Here is a 17,313-nt window from a genome sequence, read left to right on the forward strand (position 1 = left end):
TTATGCAAGACTCAGAGCGCAATCTTCCATCTCCAAATTCATGCTCACACATGAAGGAACCGGGCTCTTCTCAGCCCGGTTTTTAAAGTTCGTTACTTAGTTCGATATAATTGAAAATCATCCAGCGTTCCCCAAGCGCCGCCATTTGCCTTGATGCTCACTCCGATCGTCACGGTTCCGTCACCAATATAAATATCATGAATCTCAGGATGACTCCAATTCAACCAACCATTCACCCTGGCAGCCGCTCGATACTCTTTACCTCCTGTTTTCGCATACAAGTATATTTCTGCATCGGAGGCATCTCCTCCTTGCAAAAACATCGATAAATCATAATATCCGGGCTCCAATCCCGTGATCGTCTGTTCTACTTGGAAATCAACAGCCTCACTCGAATAGAAGTGAAGGGAATAGTTTCCCGATTTCGCATCCGCAGCTTTCTCCAAATAATCCGTATGTGGAGAGGTGCCGTTTCGATAAATGATGGTCCACATCGTTCTGTCTTGATCCTCGAAGCTCGGATTGACTACATAGTTCTTCGGCGTAATGTCAAGATAGGCTTTTACCGTCTCTCCACCCTCCACTATACCTTGAATCACATGTGTTCCGATGCCAATTCTCAGCGCTTGATCCAACTCGTCCTGATTCCATTTCACAGAAACAGAGCGTTGGCTCCCATCATTATAAGTAGCTGTTACCGTATCAGGCAACTCAACCGGTTCACCAACTATAGCGCGAATATATATGTCTTTGATTTCATCGATTTTCAAAGGAGCTACAGCTCCTGTGTTTACATATTTAAACACATATAATGATGGTAAAGGTCGGCCATTAAAATCGAACAGCGCTTGATTATCTACAGCACTCCCCCCGTGCCATATCGCCGCATCAGGATCATATTCAGCAGCAAAACTAGACGCCCAACCAGATCCATATTTTTCCCATTTTTTCTCATTTTGCTTGAGACGTTCAGGAGGGCCAACAGGAATCCATGCAGGTTCCCAGTAAAACACCCCGATCCCCCGTTTACCTACAGCCGCCACCGCCTGAATCACATCTCGAATCGAGTTCGCTTGCCCTTGGACAGTAATCGGATAGTTCAGTATTTGTCCAGAACTCTTTGGAGCTGTATTTTCATGGCCGTCTCCATCTTTTTTCGTATATGGATAGGATGTTTCTGCCACCATCACTTTTTTATGATACGTATTGGCTACATGTTTCAACACAGACGTTAAATTGGCTAAAGTACCATGCCAAAACGGGTAATAGGAGCTAGCGAACACATCGTAATCCACTTTATGTTCAGCAAGCATTTTCGCTATGGATGCATATCTGCCTGGAGTTTCGGGATTCGTAAAATGAAGCGCAACCAGTATATTCCGATTCATCTCCCTTACCGCTCTGCTTCCTGCATTCATCAACTCACATATTTTCGCCCAATCCGTTTCCCCGACAAAAGCTCCATTTGTTTCATTTCCAATTTGAACCATTCCGACTTGAATTTCTTCTTTCAACATTGCTTCTAAACTTTCCTTCGTGAATCGGTATAAAGCTTTCTTTTTTGCTTCAAAATTGAGGTTTGCCCACGCTTTGGGAGGGCGTTGTTTGGCAGGGTCGGCCCAAAAATCGGAATAGTGGAAGTCCACTAGCACCTTCATCCCATTGGCCGTAGCTCGCTTTCCAATCTCAATGGCTTTTTTCAAATCGTTATTCCCGCCTCCATACCCATGCCCTTTCTCATCATAAGGATCGTTCCATACGCGCACCCGTACATAATTGATCCCGGCTTCTTTTAGCGTTTTAAAAATATCTTGTTTCTTACCAGCCGCGTTGTAAAATTTCACTCCACTGTCCTCAAGTGCGATAATACTCGAAACATCGACCCCTTTAACGAACCCTTTGCTTAGGCCATCCACCCTTTTTACAAAAATATCAGCTGGAACAGGCTTTGGCCCCTCTCGGCCTCCCGCTCTGTTCAGCGATATCAACTGAAAATGATCCATATAGCCCCAAGCGTTCGGTTTCCCAGTAACTATTGCACCGACTTCAAAGTTCAACGCTTCTTCTTCCAGTGTGAATTCCAATTTAACCGTCTCCCAAGAATTATATCCTTTTGTAACAACAGCCTCCGCCATCTGATCGCCTGCGAACAATTGAATATGACCCGCTTCGTCTCCTGCTCCTCCCATTGATTGAACAGAAAGTTCATAACTCCCTGGCGGCAGCTGTCCGATCGTTTGCTTCAATGTAAATGTTTGATTTCCGTTCGCTATATCGCGGACCCAGTATTTAAAGGCGCTATCTCCCTCATTCGGAACGATCCATGCATCATTTGAATAAGAAAAACGCTGTAGATCAACAGAACTCCAATCCTGTGCAGTGACTGTCCATGACCCATCAGCCCAAAAATCCGATTCAAATCCCCCGTTAATTAAATAATTATACGAATCAGCCGCTGCTTTATGAATATGATTGGACGAAAACGGCATGATCATCACCATCATGGCGACTAGTATGAAAAAAAATCGTTTCCTCATCCTCTCCCCCGCCTCCATGACTATTTTAACATCGCACACCAAAACACTTGATTGGCTGCCGTGTGAAACCAGCCTTTCTATTTGACAGATTTGTTGCTTGAACGATTCTCTCTCCTTTATCTCCTTTTCTCCACGACTCGCACCTCGTATTTACCTAGCGTGATCTCCCCTTCGATTTCCTCGCCAGTGAACAGATCCTTCACCTTTTCCTCAACAACAACAGCCTGTTTCTCCTCCGTAAAATTCATAATAAACACATAATCACATTCCGGGGCTTGCCGCGCTTGGACGGATACTCCTTTTCCATGCTTTACAAACAAGACAGGCCTCAAATCGAGCTTTTCCATCAATTCTTGATAAAAATCTCTATGGAATTGATCCTCTAGGCGGCCGCCAATATAATAGGCTTGACCTTTCCCGTATTGGTTGCTCGTCACAGCGGGCGTACCCGCATAAAAATCATCTTCATAAACTCCTTCGACTGTTGCAGTATACACCTTGATCACCGTTGCATAGTCTTTCAACTCGTAAGACTGTCCACGATAATGAACCGAATTTCGATCGCGTGGATAAAGAGTATCCGTTTCGATCGGTTCGATGCCGAATGTTTTCCTCAAATCGGGATGCCAGCCACCTAAATACGCTAAATCACATTCATTGACCATTCCACTTATATAAGTCATGACAAGCGTTCCACCGCTCCCTACAAACTGTTTCAAACGAGCAATCGTCTCTTCGCTCACTAAGTAAAGCATCGGCGCAATCAGCAATTTGTAGCGGGAAAAGTCTTGTTCCTTCGTGATGACATCAACAGGGATATCCCGCTCCCAAAAGGGGCGATAATGCTGTACGAGCGTTTGTGGATACCGTTTCGTTTCAGTCGCAAATCCTTGCGCATCATTTAACGCCCAATTGTTTTCCCAATCATACAAAATGGCCACTTCCGCCGACCGATTGGTTCCGACGATGCCAGACATTTTCTCGAGTGCTTTCCCAACTTTAGAAACTTCTTGAAATACACGGTTATCCGTGCGATTGTCATGGTCGACGACCGCACCGTGAAGTTTCTCAAACGCCCCCCGCGACTTGCGCCATTGAAAATAGAGGATGCTGTCGGAACCATGAGCGATCATTTGCATCGAAGATAAAAAGTGCATGCCTGGCCGCTTCGCTTTGTTCACTTTATGCCAGTTCACCAAACTCGGCGTGCATTCCATCAGTAAAAATGGCTGCTGCTTCAAACTTCGATACAAATCATTGATAAAACCGACTTTCATAGCCAAATCGGCAGTGCTCTCCCAATCATTGTGCCAAGCAGGATAGGCGTCCCAACTAATGACGTCAAGATGCTTCGCAAACTTGCTGTAGTCAAGTCCTTGAAAAGGAATTAAGTCATGCGTATCCGCCATAAAATTCGTTGTAATCGGAATATGAGGCGTCAACTCCCGAAGCGGAACGATCTCGTTTTCAAAAAAGGAAATCGTCTGATCTGTCACAAACCGTTTCCAATCAAGATTCAACCCATGAATCGTATGCTCACCAATCGGAGACGGCGACTCGATTTGCGACCAGTCGGTGTACGTATGGCTCCAAAATGACGTCCACCAAGCGGCATTCAGCGCGTCAAGATCATGATTGTATCTGTTTTTCAACCATTCACGAAACGCTTCTTGGCACAAATTACAATGGCATTCCCCGCCGTATTCATTGGAAACGTGCCACATGAGCAAAGCAGGATGATCTCCGTACCGTTCCGCCAGCAATCGATTGATATGTTGAGTTTTTTCACGGTATACGCTCGAGGTAAAACAATGATTATGACGCCCGCCATGCAACTGTCGAACACGCGCCGCATTCACCCGCAACACTTCCGGATACTTTTGCGACAACCATGCTGGTCGAGCACCGCTTGGCGTAGCCAAAATCACCCGCCCGCCAATACGGTAAATGTCGTCAAACACTTTATCGAGCCATTCAAAACGATAAACCCCTTCTTCCGGTTCGAGAGCAGACCAAGCAAATACACCAATCGTGAATGTGTTTGTGTGGGAGAGTTTCATCAACTCAAGATCCGCCTGCAAAAGATCCGGCCGATCCAACCATTGATCAGGGTTGTAATCTCCTCCATGAAGAATGAAGTTCGCTTGTGTTATATACGTTCGTTCATATTTTGGCATTACGTCGTCTCCTTTCCCTGCATCATCCTTTGATTCCACCCAATGTCAATCCGGACACAAAGTTCCGTTGCAACATCAAAAAGACAATCGCTACCGGAATGCTAATCAGAAGCGCCCCGGCTGCAAACGTCGTATAGCTCGCCCCCATCACTTCGTTAACGAGATTATACAGCCCTATCGGAAGCGTATAAGCATCAGGAGTTCGGAGAATGGCCGATGATAACACAAAATCACCAAGCGGTCCGGTAAATCCGTTCATCGCCACGACTGCAATCATTGGTTTAGACAGCGGCAAAAGAATTTGGAAAAAGATCCTCGTATTGCTCGCTCCATCGATTTTGGCACTTTCGTCCAGATCTCTCGGGATCGAATCCATATATCCCTTCATCAAGTACGTATTCATCGGAATTTGCCCGCCGATATAAAGCAAAATTAATAGCCAGTGACTATTGAGCATCCCAAGCATTTGCGCCAAAACAAACAAAGCGATCAACGCAGAAAACTGCGGCACCATTTGCAGCAGCAAAAACAACGTTAAAGCATTTCTTCTTCCCTTAAATCGAAAGCGCGAAAATGCATAGGCGGTAAACGAAACACTAATCACGGAACCAAGCATCGTAAAAAAGCTAATTTTCATCGAATTCCAATACCAGCGTTCGTACAATAAGCTTTCTTTGCCCGCAAACAACTCGCGATAATGATCAAGCGTCGGTTTTTTGGGGATAAGGGTGGTGCTGATTAAACTGTTCCCCGGATTCAGGCTGGCACCAATAGTCCAAAGCAGCGGATAGATGATTGCCACGGCGACAAACGTTAAAATGGCATAGGATACGAAGAGGCGAAGGAATTTTTTTGACCTGACACTGGATCTCATGTTCTATACTCCCTCTTTAAAAGAATTGGTCCGTCGAAATTGCCATAACGCAATCCCCATGACAAACAAAGATAACAAAATTGTTAAAGCGGCAGCCAACGCATATTGGCTTGATTGCATCGTCAATTTATAAATCCAAGACACAAGGATATCCGTTCCTCCCGCTGTCGATCCCGGAACAGCCGGTCCGCCTCCATTAAACAGATAAATAATGTTGAAGTTATTAAAGTTAAAGGTAAACTGTGTAATAATAATCGGGGCCATCGCCAACAGCACCATCGGCAATGTAATATATCGAAATTTGGCAAACATGGAAGCTCCGTCAATCGTCGCTGCTTCATACAATTCTTCAGGAATCGACTGCAAAACACCCGTCGTCACGACAAACACATATGGGAATCCCAACCATCCTTGCATGAGGATGAGCGCCACCCTCGTCCAATGCTCATCAGTCATCCAAGGGATTGGATCGATGCCAAGCGCCGCTAAAATTGTATGATTGATGGCTCCAAAACTGTCATTAAATAAGCCAGCAAACACTAAAATCGTCACAAATCCCGGCACAGCCCACGGCAATACGAAAATGGTTCGATACAATTTCTTCAACCGAAGGTCTTTTTGGTTGACGATCACCGCCAATAAAATACCTGCCGCCACTTGAAGAGTGGAAGCAACGAGTGTCCAAATGACCGTCCATGACAACACATCAAAAAAGGTTGAGCGCCAAATATCAACCGTAAAAATTTTGAGGAATGTATCGAACCCAACCCAATCGACCAACTTGGCAGGAGGAGTATGATATAAATCATAGTTGGTGAAAGCTAAAGCAAAACTGAACAACACTGGAAAAATAACAGAAAAAACCAAAAGAAAAAAAGCAGGGCTGCTAACAACATACGGGTATCCTTGTTCCACAAGTTGATGGTACTCTTCTTTCAGAGTATTCAACCGATCCCCCCTATCCCTCCGCTCACCATTTTTATAAGCGTCCCACAAATTGAAACAATAAAAAGCCAATCCAAACAAAGCGACAATGACCGCAATAATCCCTTCTGCCAAAAGAAAAATCGAATTATCGCGTTGCACTTCTGTTCCAAGCGTCACAATCCCCCAAAACCCCATGTTGAACAGATCGGCAAACGCCGTCAAAAAAGAGGCAGCGAAAACAAGAAACAAAACTCCCTTCGCCCATTGTCGGTTATACCATTGACCTAGGCCAGGAATAATCGATAAACATAAGGCCATTTTCCGGTGTGACATGGACTCCCCTTCTTTCCTTGAAGAACACATTTTTTCAACACAAAACGCATCAAACAAAAAGATCGTTTCACACCATCACGATCGATTTATTGCAGGTCCTTGCACCTTGTTAGAAACGAAAGCGCAAGGACCTTGTTCTCTCCCCTTATTTGCCGCTATGTTTCGCCTTAATTTGCCCTTTGATCGTTTTCACGGCTTGATCTAATGCCGCTTTCGGATCTGCTTTTCCAGTCGCAATCGTTTGCAATGCCGAATCGGCCGGCTTCCACACCTCATTCATTTCCGGAATATTCGGGATCATTTCAGAAAATTGAGATTGCTCCGCAACCGCCCGTGCCGCCTCACTGTTTTTCACCACCGGATCATCCGCCAACGCTTTGACGGCCGGAACCTCTTTTGTCACTTCATAACGTTTTTTCGAATTTTCTTCATTCGCCAGAAAGATCACCAATTTTTCAGCAAGATCTGGATGTTTCGAGTAGGCGCTTACGTTGTAGCTTTTTACCCCAATAAATGCGCTCATATTTTTTCCGTTCTGTAACGCTGGAAGTTTCGTCACTCCAAAGTTGATTCCCGCTTTTGTAAACGGCTCAATATTCCACGGACCAGAAATGATCGCTGCTGCTTTGCCTTCCGTAAACAGCGATTCAAGTACATTAATCCCCTGCTCACCAATCATTCCTGACGGAAATAGACGTTCTTTATAAAATTTTTGAATCATTTTAGCCCCTTCGACAGCGCCGGCATTATTTAATCCAATATCGTTCGGATTGTAATTTCCGTTTTCGTCCTTGCCAAAAATGTAGCCTCCATACGCACTCATCACACTTTGAGCATAGTAAATCTGGTCAAACAGAGCCAAAAAACCAAATTTTTTGCCATCTGTTACTTTTTTGGAATACTCATACCATTCCTCAAGCGTTTTCGGCAATTCCTCTTCGGAAATAAGATCTTTATTGTAGTAAAGCATCGTTGTCTCGACCGCTTTTGGCAAACCATACACTTTGTTGTTTACTTTTTGCGACTGCATAGCGGCTTCCGTATAGATGGATTGAATGTCTTCCTCAACATTCAATTCTTTAATGAGCCCTTCCGTCACGGCTGTCCCAATTTGATCGCTCGGCATCGTCAATACATCCGGTCCAGTGCCAGCCGGCCCGTCTAAACGCAAATCCTCAATTTGTTTCGCATACGGCTTCTCAATGATTTTTACTGTCACATTGTTTTCCTTTTCAAATTGGGCAATGGCATCTTTAATTCCTGCGCTTTTTTGAATGTCTTCCCAAACGACGAGCTCTACTTTTCCATTGCTCTCTTTGTTTTCTCCTGCACGAGATCCTTGATTAGCATTTTCTTTAGGCCCACATGCAGCTAAAGACAAACTAAAAGCCATCACACTCATAAGCGCAAGATGTTTACTAATACTCCTCATCATTTTCCCTATTCCCCCTTCTTATTTGGAAGCGCTTAACTACCTTCAATATAGCACCAACAATAAAAAATGTAAACAACTTTTTACTAAAATTAATAAAAATATTTACGAAACAAAAAAGAGGGCTAGTTCGTACTTTTCCGTACGATAAGCTCAGCCCCTAACAGCAATGTCTTCACAATGTTTCTCTTTCTTTGTATCCGCTCGAGCAACAACTCGATCGCACTTTTGCAAATTTCATGAATATCAATATGGAATGTCGTCAATGGCGGTGATACGTATTTGGTAATGCTGATGTTATTGACGCCGATGACGCTCACACGCTCAGGGATAGGAATGCGATGCTCATTCAACGCCTGCAGACAACCGACAGCAATGGGATCCGCCGCTACAAAAAACGCGGTAGGCAATCGATCCCCTAGGGTTTCAATGGCCTTGGTCATGAGTTCATAGCCATTGTCAAATGAGAATCCCCGGTGGCAAAAAATATACTCTTCGTTGAGCAACCCCTTTGCTTTCATATAATGTCGAAACGCCCGCTCGCGCGAGTCCATCTCATCCTTTCCTGTATTCGGATTCGGATACGTCCCGCCAATAAAGCCGATGTCCGTATGCCCTTTCTCAAGAAAGAAGTCGATCGCTCGCTCAGTGATCTGCGTTAAATCCGGGCGCACCGAATCAAAACAGCGCGGGTCGGGCGACAAATCAATAAACACACCATTTGTCGTCATCGATCGCAGACGTTCAAGCTCCCGATCCGAAAAAATTCCAACGGCAATAAACCCCTCAATGTTCTCTGGAATTTGGTCAATGCCATCTGAAATTTTATACATTTGCAGTTCTAGATTAAACTCTTTCGCCAGATTTTCTATTTCCATCCTCATTGTTTTGTAATACACGTCTTCTAATTCCTCTTTATCCGTCAACCAATATAAAAAAGCAATATTGCGAATCACTTTTCTGATGGTTTTCTTGCGGTAGTTCAACTTTTCTGCTGCTTCATAAATTTTCTCCCGCGTCTCCTCGGATACCGAAAGATCTGGATCATTGTTCAATACCCGCGAGACAGTTGAAATGGAATAGCCTGCTTGTTTAGCAATGTCGCGAATCGTGGCCATATGCATTACCCCATTCTGCTTAGGTTGTATCCATGAGTATTATAACAAATACGCAATATTTTTACTAAAATTATTTACTATATGATCCTGAATCATGGCAACTTCCTTCTTATTGAGCTAAATTATTGGCATTCTTGCTAGACAGTATTCCCCACTCTACCATTTTTAGAATTCGAATTAGGAACAATACACTATTTATGAATTCCTCTTTTATTACTATAATAATGGATATGTTTGACAAAGAATAGAGAGGGGGAGCGCTCATTGAAAACGTTGAAGCTAGGAACAAAAATCAATATTTTGATTTTTTGCATCATTATTCTATTAACCATTGTTTTGACGGCTGCTGCCATCATCCAAATCAAAAAAGGAATCCAAAAAGAAACGCTTGAAAGAGTCAAATCCAGTCTTTCCTTGGCCTATCACTATCTTGACGAAAAATATGAAGGGAGTTGGGCTGTCAAAAACGGAGCGCTTTATAAAGGAAGCGAGAAAATCAATGGCAACAATCAACTCGTTGACGAAATCGGAAACCTAACGGGCGGAACGGCCACGATCTTTCAAAATGAAACACGGGTTGCCACCAACATTATCGTGAACAATCGACGGGCTGTTGGCACAACCGCGCCTCCAGAAGTGGTGGAACAAGTGTTAAAGAAAGGGAACACCTTCTTCCGTGAAGTGAATATTTTGCATCAATGGTATCAAGCTGCATATATGCCGATCAAAAACGATCGCGGAGAAACGATCGGGATGTTTTATGTGGGGATTCCCCAAACATATGTGGACACAGCCGTGTCTTCCCTTTTGAAAACATTGATCCTTTCTGCCGTCATCATACTCGTGATGGCATCAGCAGCCACAATATGGTTCTCGCGTCGCATCCATGCTCGATTGGCCGCCGTCTCCAGCGCCCTCCAGCGAGCAGGGAATGGAGACTTTACGGTTGCCATCAATGACCAAACTCGTGATGAAATTGGACAAATTGTCGAAAGCTATAACAAAATGAAAGACGATCTTTCTCAAATGCTGACCCGAGTCGCGGATGCATCAGAGCAAGTCGCCGCGGCTGCAGAGGAACTGACAGCGAGCGCGGAGCAAACAGCCTTGTCAACGGAACAAGTTTCTGTCGGCATCCAAGAGGTCGCCAGCAGAGCGGACAGCCAAAGCAGCCAAACCAATGAAATCGCCGCCGCCATGGAGCAAATGACGCAGGGCGTCTCGCAAATCGCGGAGCGTACGACAGCCATCGCCCACTTGGCCGTCCATATGACAAACTTAGCCGAAGACGGGAAAACATCGGTCGAAAAAAATGCCGAGCAGATGCAGGACATTCATCAAGCCGTGCTCCGGTCAGAACAACTGATTCACACGTTGCAGGAGCGGTCAAAAGAAATCGAAGCGGTCGTCCACACGATTCATCAAATCGCGGAGCAGACGAATCTCCTTTCCTTAAACGCCGCCATAGAAGCGGCGAGAGCAGGAGAACATGGGGCGGGATTTGCCGTCGTGGCCGATGAAGTGAGAAAATTGGCCGAACAAACGCAAGCAGCGACAAAACAAATTACCCATTTGTTGTCTAGCATCCATCAAGATGTAGAGAACACATCAACGAGCATGGAAGATGTGATGCAAAATGTTCAAGACGGCATCGATGCTTCCCAAGAAACAGCAGCGAAATTCAACACAATTTTCGCAAACTCGCAAACCATCTCAACCCAATTGGAAGACGTATCAGCATCCGTACAGCAGCTGTCAGCCGGTATTCAAGAACTGGATTCAGCCGTTGCGGAACTCGCCGCTGCAGCCGAAAAGACGATGGAGACGTCCAAAACAATGGCCCATTCCACCGAAGAACAGCTCGCTTCCATGGAAGAGATTGCGTCAGCAGCCGCTTCATTGGCGAATGTATCCGAAACGTTGCAAGAAATGGTGCAAAAGTTTACGATTGCATCAAAACACTCGCTTGATTCAAACGGGTAAGCAAAAAATGTATATGTTTTACATTCACTCTTTTTCTTTACTAAAATAAGCTATTTTTGATCACTCTGATTCAACCGGGTTCGACAGCAGCCGGACAGATAAAATGCCTCTCATCCTTTGAGACAGAAAGGTTGGGAGGCATTTTAGTCATATGGTTATTTATGAAAAATGTTCAAAGAGGACTTCAGTCCCAAATCTGTAAAGCACTGCGCTTATTTGACCGTCAGTTTGGTTCATGAACAACTGAAATCGTTCTGCGCGCTTCCACAATCCCCCGCAGCTTTCATCATCCCCCACAATGCAAAATCATGATTCGATCAAGCGAACAGCGTCACCGCTGTCCGCTTGACGAGAGCAACGCTTCTTTGACCAACTCCATCGCGTGTCCATCGTTCGGGTCATTCGTCCCCAACTCGCCGCGGAAGGCTTTCTGGAGAACGGATTGTTTTACTAAATCGAGCTTTTCCTCCGCTGCCAAAACGAGTTGTTTTTCGTTCTCTAATTTTTCTAATAAGTTGTCGAGTTTCTTGGCGATGCGTTTTTGTTCGTTTAGGGGAGGCAGTGGGAAAGCGATTGCTTCTAACGTGCTTTTTCTAATTGATGGCACTGCAGTAGCTTGAGAATATTTGTAAAAATCTTCTTTAAGAGACCAGTATAATAAAAGTTTATTGTCAAGTATATTCTCATTCGATTTAACCCCCATTAAGTTGTTATCAATACATGCTGGCTTCGGAACTAAACCGCGTCTATTCAGTCTTATAGCTTCTCCAATTTTAGCAAACAGAATAGTGTCTTTTGGAACTTTTTTTGCTTTTAACTTGACTCTTATTTCTTCAGAAATAGTATTTTCTTCACTGTAAATATAGTAATTAGAATCAGTATCTTTAAGATTCCCTACCTTATAAAACGGGATTTCTAAATCATTATATCCTTGATACTGATTCGGAAATGCTGAACCACTAAAAAAATCAACCAAATGTTTTAAACGAACCCACACCCAATTCCCCGGCACTTCGTACGGCTGCTCGTCTTTGGGCACGAGCGCTTCTTCGAGCAGCTGTTCCATCGATTTTGGTTTGGCCTTGCTCATCGTTCTGACACCTCGAGTCGTTCAGCGACGTGGAGCATTTCGGTTTTGGCCAGTTCGTAGCGGGTCGGGTGTTCGGCCGCTTTCAGTTCGGCAATGACTTCATGGAGCAGCGAGATGGCGAGCTCTAATTTCTCCACCGCTTCTTCAGCCGAGTCGATCGGGTCGGGCAAGTTGTCGTACACGGACAGCGATTCGTCGGCGATGAGACCGATGTCGAGGCTGTCGCCTTTTTTGGCGATGTCGTCGCGGGTGAAGACGTTCCACCGTTCATCGTCGACTTGATGGCGGTCTTCGGCGGTGTAGGCTTTCGTAAATCCGGCGAAATGGTCTTTCGTCAACGGATTGCGCTTGCCAAACGACGGCATGTTCGTGCGAAGATCATACACCCATACTTCTTTCGTGTTGCCCGTGTCTGTTTCCCCGCGGGTGAAGAACAAGACGTTCGTTTTCACCCCTTGGGCGTAGAAAATGCCGGTCGGCAAGCGCAAGATCGTATGGACGTTGCATTTGTCCATCAAGTCGCGGCGGATGTCGGCGCCGACGCCGCCTTCAAACAGCACGTTGTCGGGCACAACGACCGCGGCGCGCGCCTTGCCGTTTGGTCTGAGCGCCCGGTAAATGTGCTGGAGGAAGTTCAGCTGCTTGTTTGACGTCATAAACGTAAAGTCGGTCCGTGTCGCCCGTTCCCCGCCTTTTTTTGTGCCAAACGGCGGGTTTGTCAAAATGACGTCATACCCTTTCAGCCGCTCGCCAAGGGGAGAGAGCGTGTCGCCAAGCAAAATGTCGCCGTGCACATCATGCAAGAGGGCGTTCATGACCGCGAGGCGGTGCGTGTCGCGGACGAGCTCGACCCCGGAGAACGCTTCATATTTCTGGAACCGAATTTCTTCTTCCGATAAATCAAAATAGTCGTCCGTTTTCGCCCGGACGTGGCGGCTGGCGGCGATCATAAAGCCGAACGTCCCCGCCGCCGGGTCGTGGCAGCGCTCGCCGGGCTTCGGGTCAACGAGTTCGACGATGACGTCAATCAGCACGCGGGGGGTGAAATATTGCCCCGCGCCTGATTTCAATTCGCTCGCGTTTTTCTCGAGCAGCCCTTCGTACAAGGCGCCGAGCCCTTCTTCTTTCGCGTTGTACCAGTCAAGCGCGTCGATGGTGCGGATGATTTTTTCCAAGTTTTTCGGCTCACGGATGTTGGACGTCGCTTCGGTGTAAATTTGCCTTAACAGTTCGTTCTCTTCCTGCCCAAGCGCCATGAGCAGCTGTTGGTAATACGTTTTCAGCTCGATTCCATCCTTTTTGGCGAGCACGTCCCAACGGTATGGCTCGGGGATGATGTATTCTTGCCCGGTTTCTTTCATCATTTTCAAAAACAGCAAATACGTCAGCTCGGTGACATATTGGTGGTACGTGATGCCGTCGTCGCGCAAGACGTTGCACAAGTTCCACAGCTTTTGGACAATTTCTCGGTTGTTCATCTCTAGGCTTGCTCCTTCTTGGCGTAGTTGTACAAGTTTTCATTAATTTCGCGCACGATTTGCGGCAATTGACCGCCGAAAATATTGTTCAGCTGCTTAAAGCCGCCGTGGCTTTTAAACGGTTCGTAGTCAAACGCTTTTTCCGGGTCGGGATGGAGGACGTATTCTTGCAGCAGCTGTTTTTCGATCCGCTCAAGCCATTTCTTTTGCAGCGGCGGCCATGGTTTCATCCGGTAAATGGCGTTCATGGCGCGGCGAATTCGTTCTTCATGACTGATGAGCGGGTCGCCGAGCGCCTGTTGGCGGATGAAGGCGATAATGTCGGCGGCGATGTCCTCATTTTTCGCCTCCCGCCATGCCGCCTGCAGTTTTTTCTCGGAAAAGCCTCTTCGGTCAAGTTCCAATCGCAGTTGTTTCAACTCTTCCCTCGTCAGTTCGGACGGCCGCTGGCAGACAATCATCAGCGCCGGGATTTTATTCATGTTCGTGCGGATAAATTCACCGAACGCCTCTAAATAGTCGTCCGGTTTTTCCGCATTGCCGTAGCCTCGTTTGACGCCAAGCAGCTTGTCTTCATGGTGGGAAATGTATTGCTTGCGCTCGCGGTACCGGTTTTCGTCCAAATAGCGGAACATCGATTTATATTCTTTCAGCCCGTCTTTCAGTTCATCAGACGGCAGCGATTTCAGCCAGTCGATGAATTCATCGACCGTTTTTCCGCCGGAGAGCACGCGGAAATCTTCGTGCTGCCTGTCGGACCACGTCCGCTTTTTCCGTTGCATCTTCGCAATGATTTGTTCTTTTTGGTATTCCAGATGGGCGGTCTGTTCAAGCGGTTCGAGTTCATCGAACAGCTCCGTCAGCGTCGCCTGCGGGCGGGCGACGACCGGTTTCATGCTTGTATACGGCTTTAACGTTTCGTAAATGCCGACGGCGTCAAAGATGTTGAAATGGTCTTTCCCAATCTCATCGCACCGCCTTGTCGCCCGGCCGAGCATTTGTTCATACAAAATGCGCGAGCGAACGCGGCGCAAAAAGACGAGGTTCGTAATCGCCGGCACATCGACCCCTGTCGTTAACAAATCGACCGTCACCGCGATTGTCGGGTATTTTTCGTTTTTAAACCTGCGGATCGCTCCTGACGGGTCTTTGATCGATCCGGTGATTTTCATGACCGCATTGTCATCGAACTCTCCGTATACGCGCGCAAATTCTTCTTTCAGCAGTCGGACGACGAGATCAGCGTGATCGTCCGTCGCGGCAAAAATGAGCGTCTTCCCTTCATCATCCGGAGCGATATAGTTGACGAGCTCGCGAATGATGACGCGGTTAAAGCTTTCCGTTACGACTTTCGTGTTAAAGTGCGAAACATCAATGTTCAGTTCATCCTCCAAATACTCTTGCGACACCGTATGGGATACGGCGTCGTAGACATCAACCGTCTCTCCTTTCGCCCACGTAATCCCTTCCCGTTTCAGCACCGTATCAAACTGATACGGCGGCTCATGGTCGACCAAATACCCGTCGATGACCGCCTCGCGATACGAATACGTAAACACGGGCGGGCCGAAAATGTCCGTCGTATGCAAGGCGGGCGTCGCGGTCAAACCGATGCGGACGGCATCGAAGTAATCAAGCACTTGCCGATACTTGCTTACATAATCGCGATGGTCTTTAAACCCCAGCTCGATTTCGTTCATTTCTTTATCCAACGTATAGCCGCGGTGGGCTTCGTCGACGATGATGCAGTCATACTGGTCAATCGGCGGAACATCTTCGGGACGATCGTTGTAAAAAATGCGCTTCACCATTCCTTGAACGGTGGCGATATGCACTTTCGTCTCCGGATCGGGCTTTTGGTCGTACAGCGACTGCAAACCGTAAATCTCGGCAAACGTCTGAAAGTGCTCCATTCGGCTTTCTTTAAACGCCGCTTCCGCTTGTTCGGCGAGCGCTTTTCGATCAACGAGAAACAAAATGCGCCGAAACCGTTTCGCTTTGAGCAAGCGGTAAATCAAGCCGATCGCCATGCGCGTTTTTCCCGTTCCCGTCGCCATGGCGACAAGCACGCTCCGGCGCTTGTCTTCAAGCGCCCGCTCAACAGCCTGAATCGCCCGCACTTGGTACGGCCGCAGTTTCAAATAATCGAACGTCTCATCGCGCAGCCGCTGTTCGGATCGTTCAATGTCTTGTTCCAGCAGCTGTTTCAACCCGTCCGGCGTATACCAGCCTTGCAGCGGGCGCGGATGGTTCGTCGATTTCCGGGCGTCCAAAAACCAAATGCCGGACTTTTGTTCAAGCTGTTTCACGTACGGACGGCCGTTGGTGGCGAACAAAAATGGAACGAAATACTCCCCCCACGGCTCGTGAATCACTTCTTGCCCATGGCGCACAACGAGACGGGCGTATTGTTTTGCCTGTTCGATATCGGCGGGGATGTCTTTGCTTGCGCGTTTCGCTTCAATGAGGCCGACCAGCTCCAAGCCGATAAAAAGAGCATAATCGGCAACCCCGTGCCGAAGCGGCCATTCGGCAATCGCCAAATTCCGCCCCTTCTCTGGCCGCGCGCCTTTGGCAAAGCGCAGTTTTTCCGAATCAGCCTCCCAGCCAGCCGCCCGCAGCTGTTCATCGATGATGAGGCGCGTCTCTGCCTCAGTCAGTTCGAAATTCGCCACCGCCCGCCGCGAATAGTCACGCCGCTTTTGTTTTTCCTCGGCACTCGTATACAGCCCCGTCTCGCGGATGTGCGAAAGCTCCGCTTCCAAGTCGGCAAGCCGCTGTTTATACGATTCGATGAGCCGATTCAGTTCATCCGTCGATTCAGATGATGGCGGCAGCGGCTCTCGATACTGGGGAGCTTCGAACGACCAGTCACCGTACACTTCCATAAACCATACAGCTAGGCGAAACGCCATGTGCAATAGCGTCTTTGCCTCATGCACGTCCCCATAATGGGGATCATGCACCGCTTGATTGCCTTTTAAGCGGATCATCGTGAAGATGTCATATATCTCTTTTGGGATGATTTGTTCATACAGCAGCACCTTGAGGCGGTCTTGCTGATCGGTGCCGCGCTCTTCGCGAATGCCTTCGAGCGCCAATATGTATTTCGTCATCGCCTCGGCCAACTTTCGCAGCTCGCTGATCGCCACGTTTGGGTTTTGATGCACATGCCGCTCGGCCGTCTCCCCTACTCGGGCAAGCACATCCCATTTTCCTTCTAGAAATTGAAAGTTATGCGCCATGTCCATCCCTCATCTTTGTCTCTTTTGCAACTTTCTTCTTTTGCCATTATCATATCATGAAAAAAAGCCCGCTGAAAACGGGCTGTTTGTGTTCCCAGACAGGACCATAAAAAAGCGAA

The 17,313-nt window shown here is 47.0% G+C and carries 10 protein-coding genes; 1 reads left to right on the plus strand and 9 read right to left on the minus strand.

Annotated features, from left to right (window positions below):
- Positions 1 to 92: 92 nt before the first annotated feature.
- The 6 genes from ACVX3G_RS15860 to ACVX3G_RS15885 form a co-directional block, all read right to left on the minus strand.
- Positions 93 to 2,537, minus strand: a complete 2,445-nt coding sequence (locus tag ACVX3G_RS15860; RefSeq protein ID WP_014195210.1) for a glycosyl hydrolase 53 family protein — start codon at positions 2,535 to 2,537, stop codon at positions 93 to 95.
- A gap of 116 nt (positions 2,538 to 2,653) precedes the next feature.
- Positions 2,654 to 4,714, minus strand: coding sequence for a beta-galactosidase (locus ACVX3G_RS15865; protein WP_014195209.1), 2,061 nt, complete (start codon positions 4,712 to 4,714; stop codon positions 2,654 to 2,656).
- A 22-nt stretch (positions 4,715 to 4,736) separates the two neighbouring features.
- Positions 4,737 to 5,588 carry a galactooligosaccharide ABC transporter permease GanQ gene (locus ACVX3G_RS15870; RefSeq protein ID WP_014195208.1) on the minus strand — a complete coding sequence of 284 codons (852 nt, stop codon included), beginning with the start codon at positions 5,586 to 5,588 and terminating at the stop codon, positions 4,737 to 4,739.
- A 3-nt stretch (positions 5,589 to 5,591) separates the two neighbouring features.
- Positions 5,592 to 6,848, minus strand: coding sequence for a galactooligosaccharide ABC transporter permease GanP (locus tag ACVX3G_RS15875; protein ID WP_014195207.1), 1,257 nt, complete (start codon positions 6,846 to 6,848; stop codon positions 5,592 to 5,594).
- Positions 6,849 to 6,993: 145 nt separating this feature from the next.
- Positions 6,994 to 8,280: a galactooligosaccharide ABC transporter substrate-binding protein GanS gene (locus ACVX3G_RS15880; RefSeq protein WP_025039188.1), complete on the minus strand. Its 1,287-nt coding sequence runs from the start codon at positions 8,278 to 8,280 to the stop codon at positions 6,994 to 6,996.
- Between the two features lie 125 nt (positions 8,281 to 8,405).
- Positions 8,406 to 9,398 (minus strand): LacI family DNA-binding transcriptional regulator, encoded by a 993-nt coding sequence (locus ACVX3G_RS15885; RefSeq protein ID WP_025039187.1) that lies wholly within the window; start codon positions 9,396 to 9,398, stop codon positions 8,406 to 8,408.
- Between the two features lie 264 nt (positions 9,399 to 9,662).
- On the opposite strand from ACVX3G_RS15885, the gene ACVX3G_RS15890 reads away from it, so the two are divergent.
- Positions 9,663 to 11,381 (plus strand): methyl-accepting chemotaxis protein, encoded by a 1,719-nt coding sequence (locus tag ACVX3G_RS15890; protein ID WP_014195204.1) that lies wholly within the window; start codon positions 9,663 to 9,665, stop codon positions 11,379 to 11,381.
- Positions 11,382 to 11,712: 331 nt separating this feature from the next.
- Here ACVX3G_RS15890 and ACVX3G_RS15895 read toward each other — a convergent pair whose 3' ends face one another.
- The 3 genes from ACVX3G_RS15895 to hsdR are packed head-to-tail and all read right to left on the minus strand — an operon-like array spanning position 11,713 to position 17,194.
- A complete protein-coding gene (locus ACVX3G_RS15895) occupies positions 11,713 to 12,471 on the minus strand; it encodes a restriction endonuclease subunit S (RefSeq protein ID WP_014195203.1) in 759 nt (252 codons plus the stop codon).
- Positions 12,468 to 13,949 (minus strand): class I SAM-dependent DNA methyltransferase, encoded by a 1,482-nt coding sequence (locus ACVX3G_RS15900; RefSeq protein ID WP_014195202.1) that lies wholly within the window; start codon positions 13,947 to 13,949, stop codon positions 12,468 to 12,470. Before ACVX3G_RS15900 ends, ACVX3G_RS15895 begins: the two co-directional genes overlap by 4 nt.
- 2 nt (positions 13,950 to 13,951) lie before the next feature.
- Positions 13,952 to 17,194 carry a type I restriction-modification system endonuclease gene (gene hsdR / locus ACVX3G_RS15905; RefSeq protein ID WP_041470280.1) on the minus strand — a complete coding sequence of 1,081 codons (3,243 nt, stop codon included), beginning with the start codon at positions 17,192 to 17,194 and terminating at the stop codon, positions 13,952 to 13,954.
- Between the last annotated feature and the right edge of the window lie 119 nt (positions 17,195 to 17,313).

This window comes from Geobacillus sp. PLS 41 (assembly GCF_056494105.1).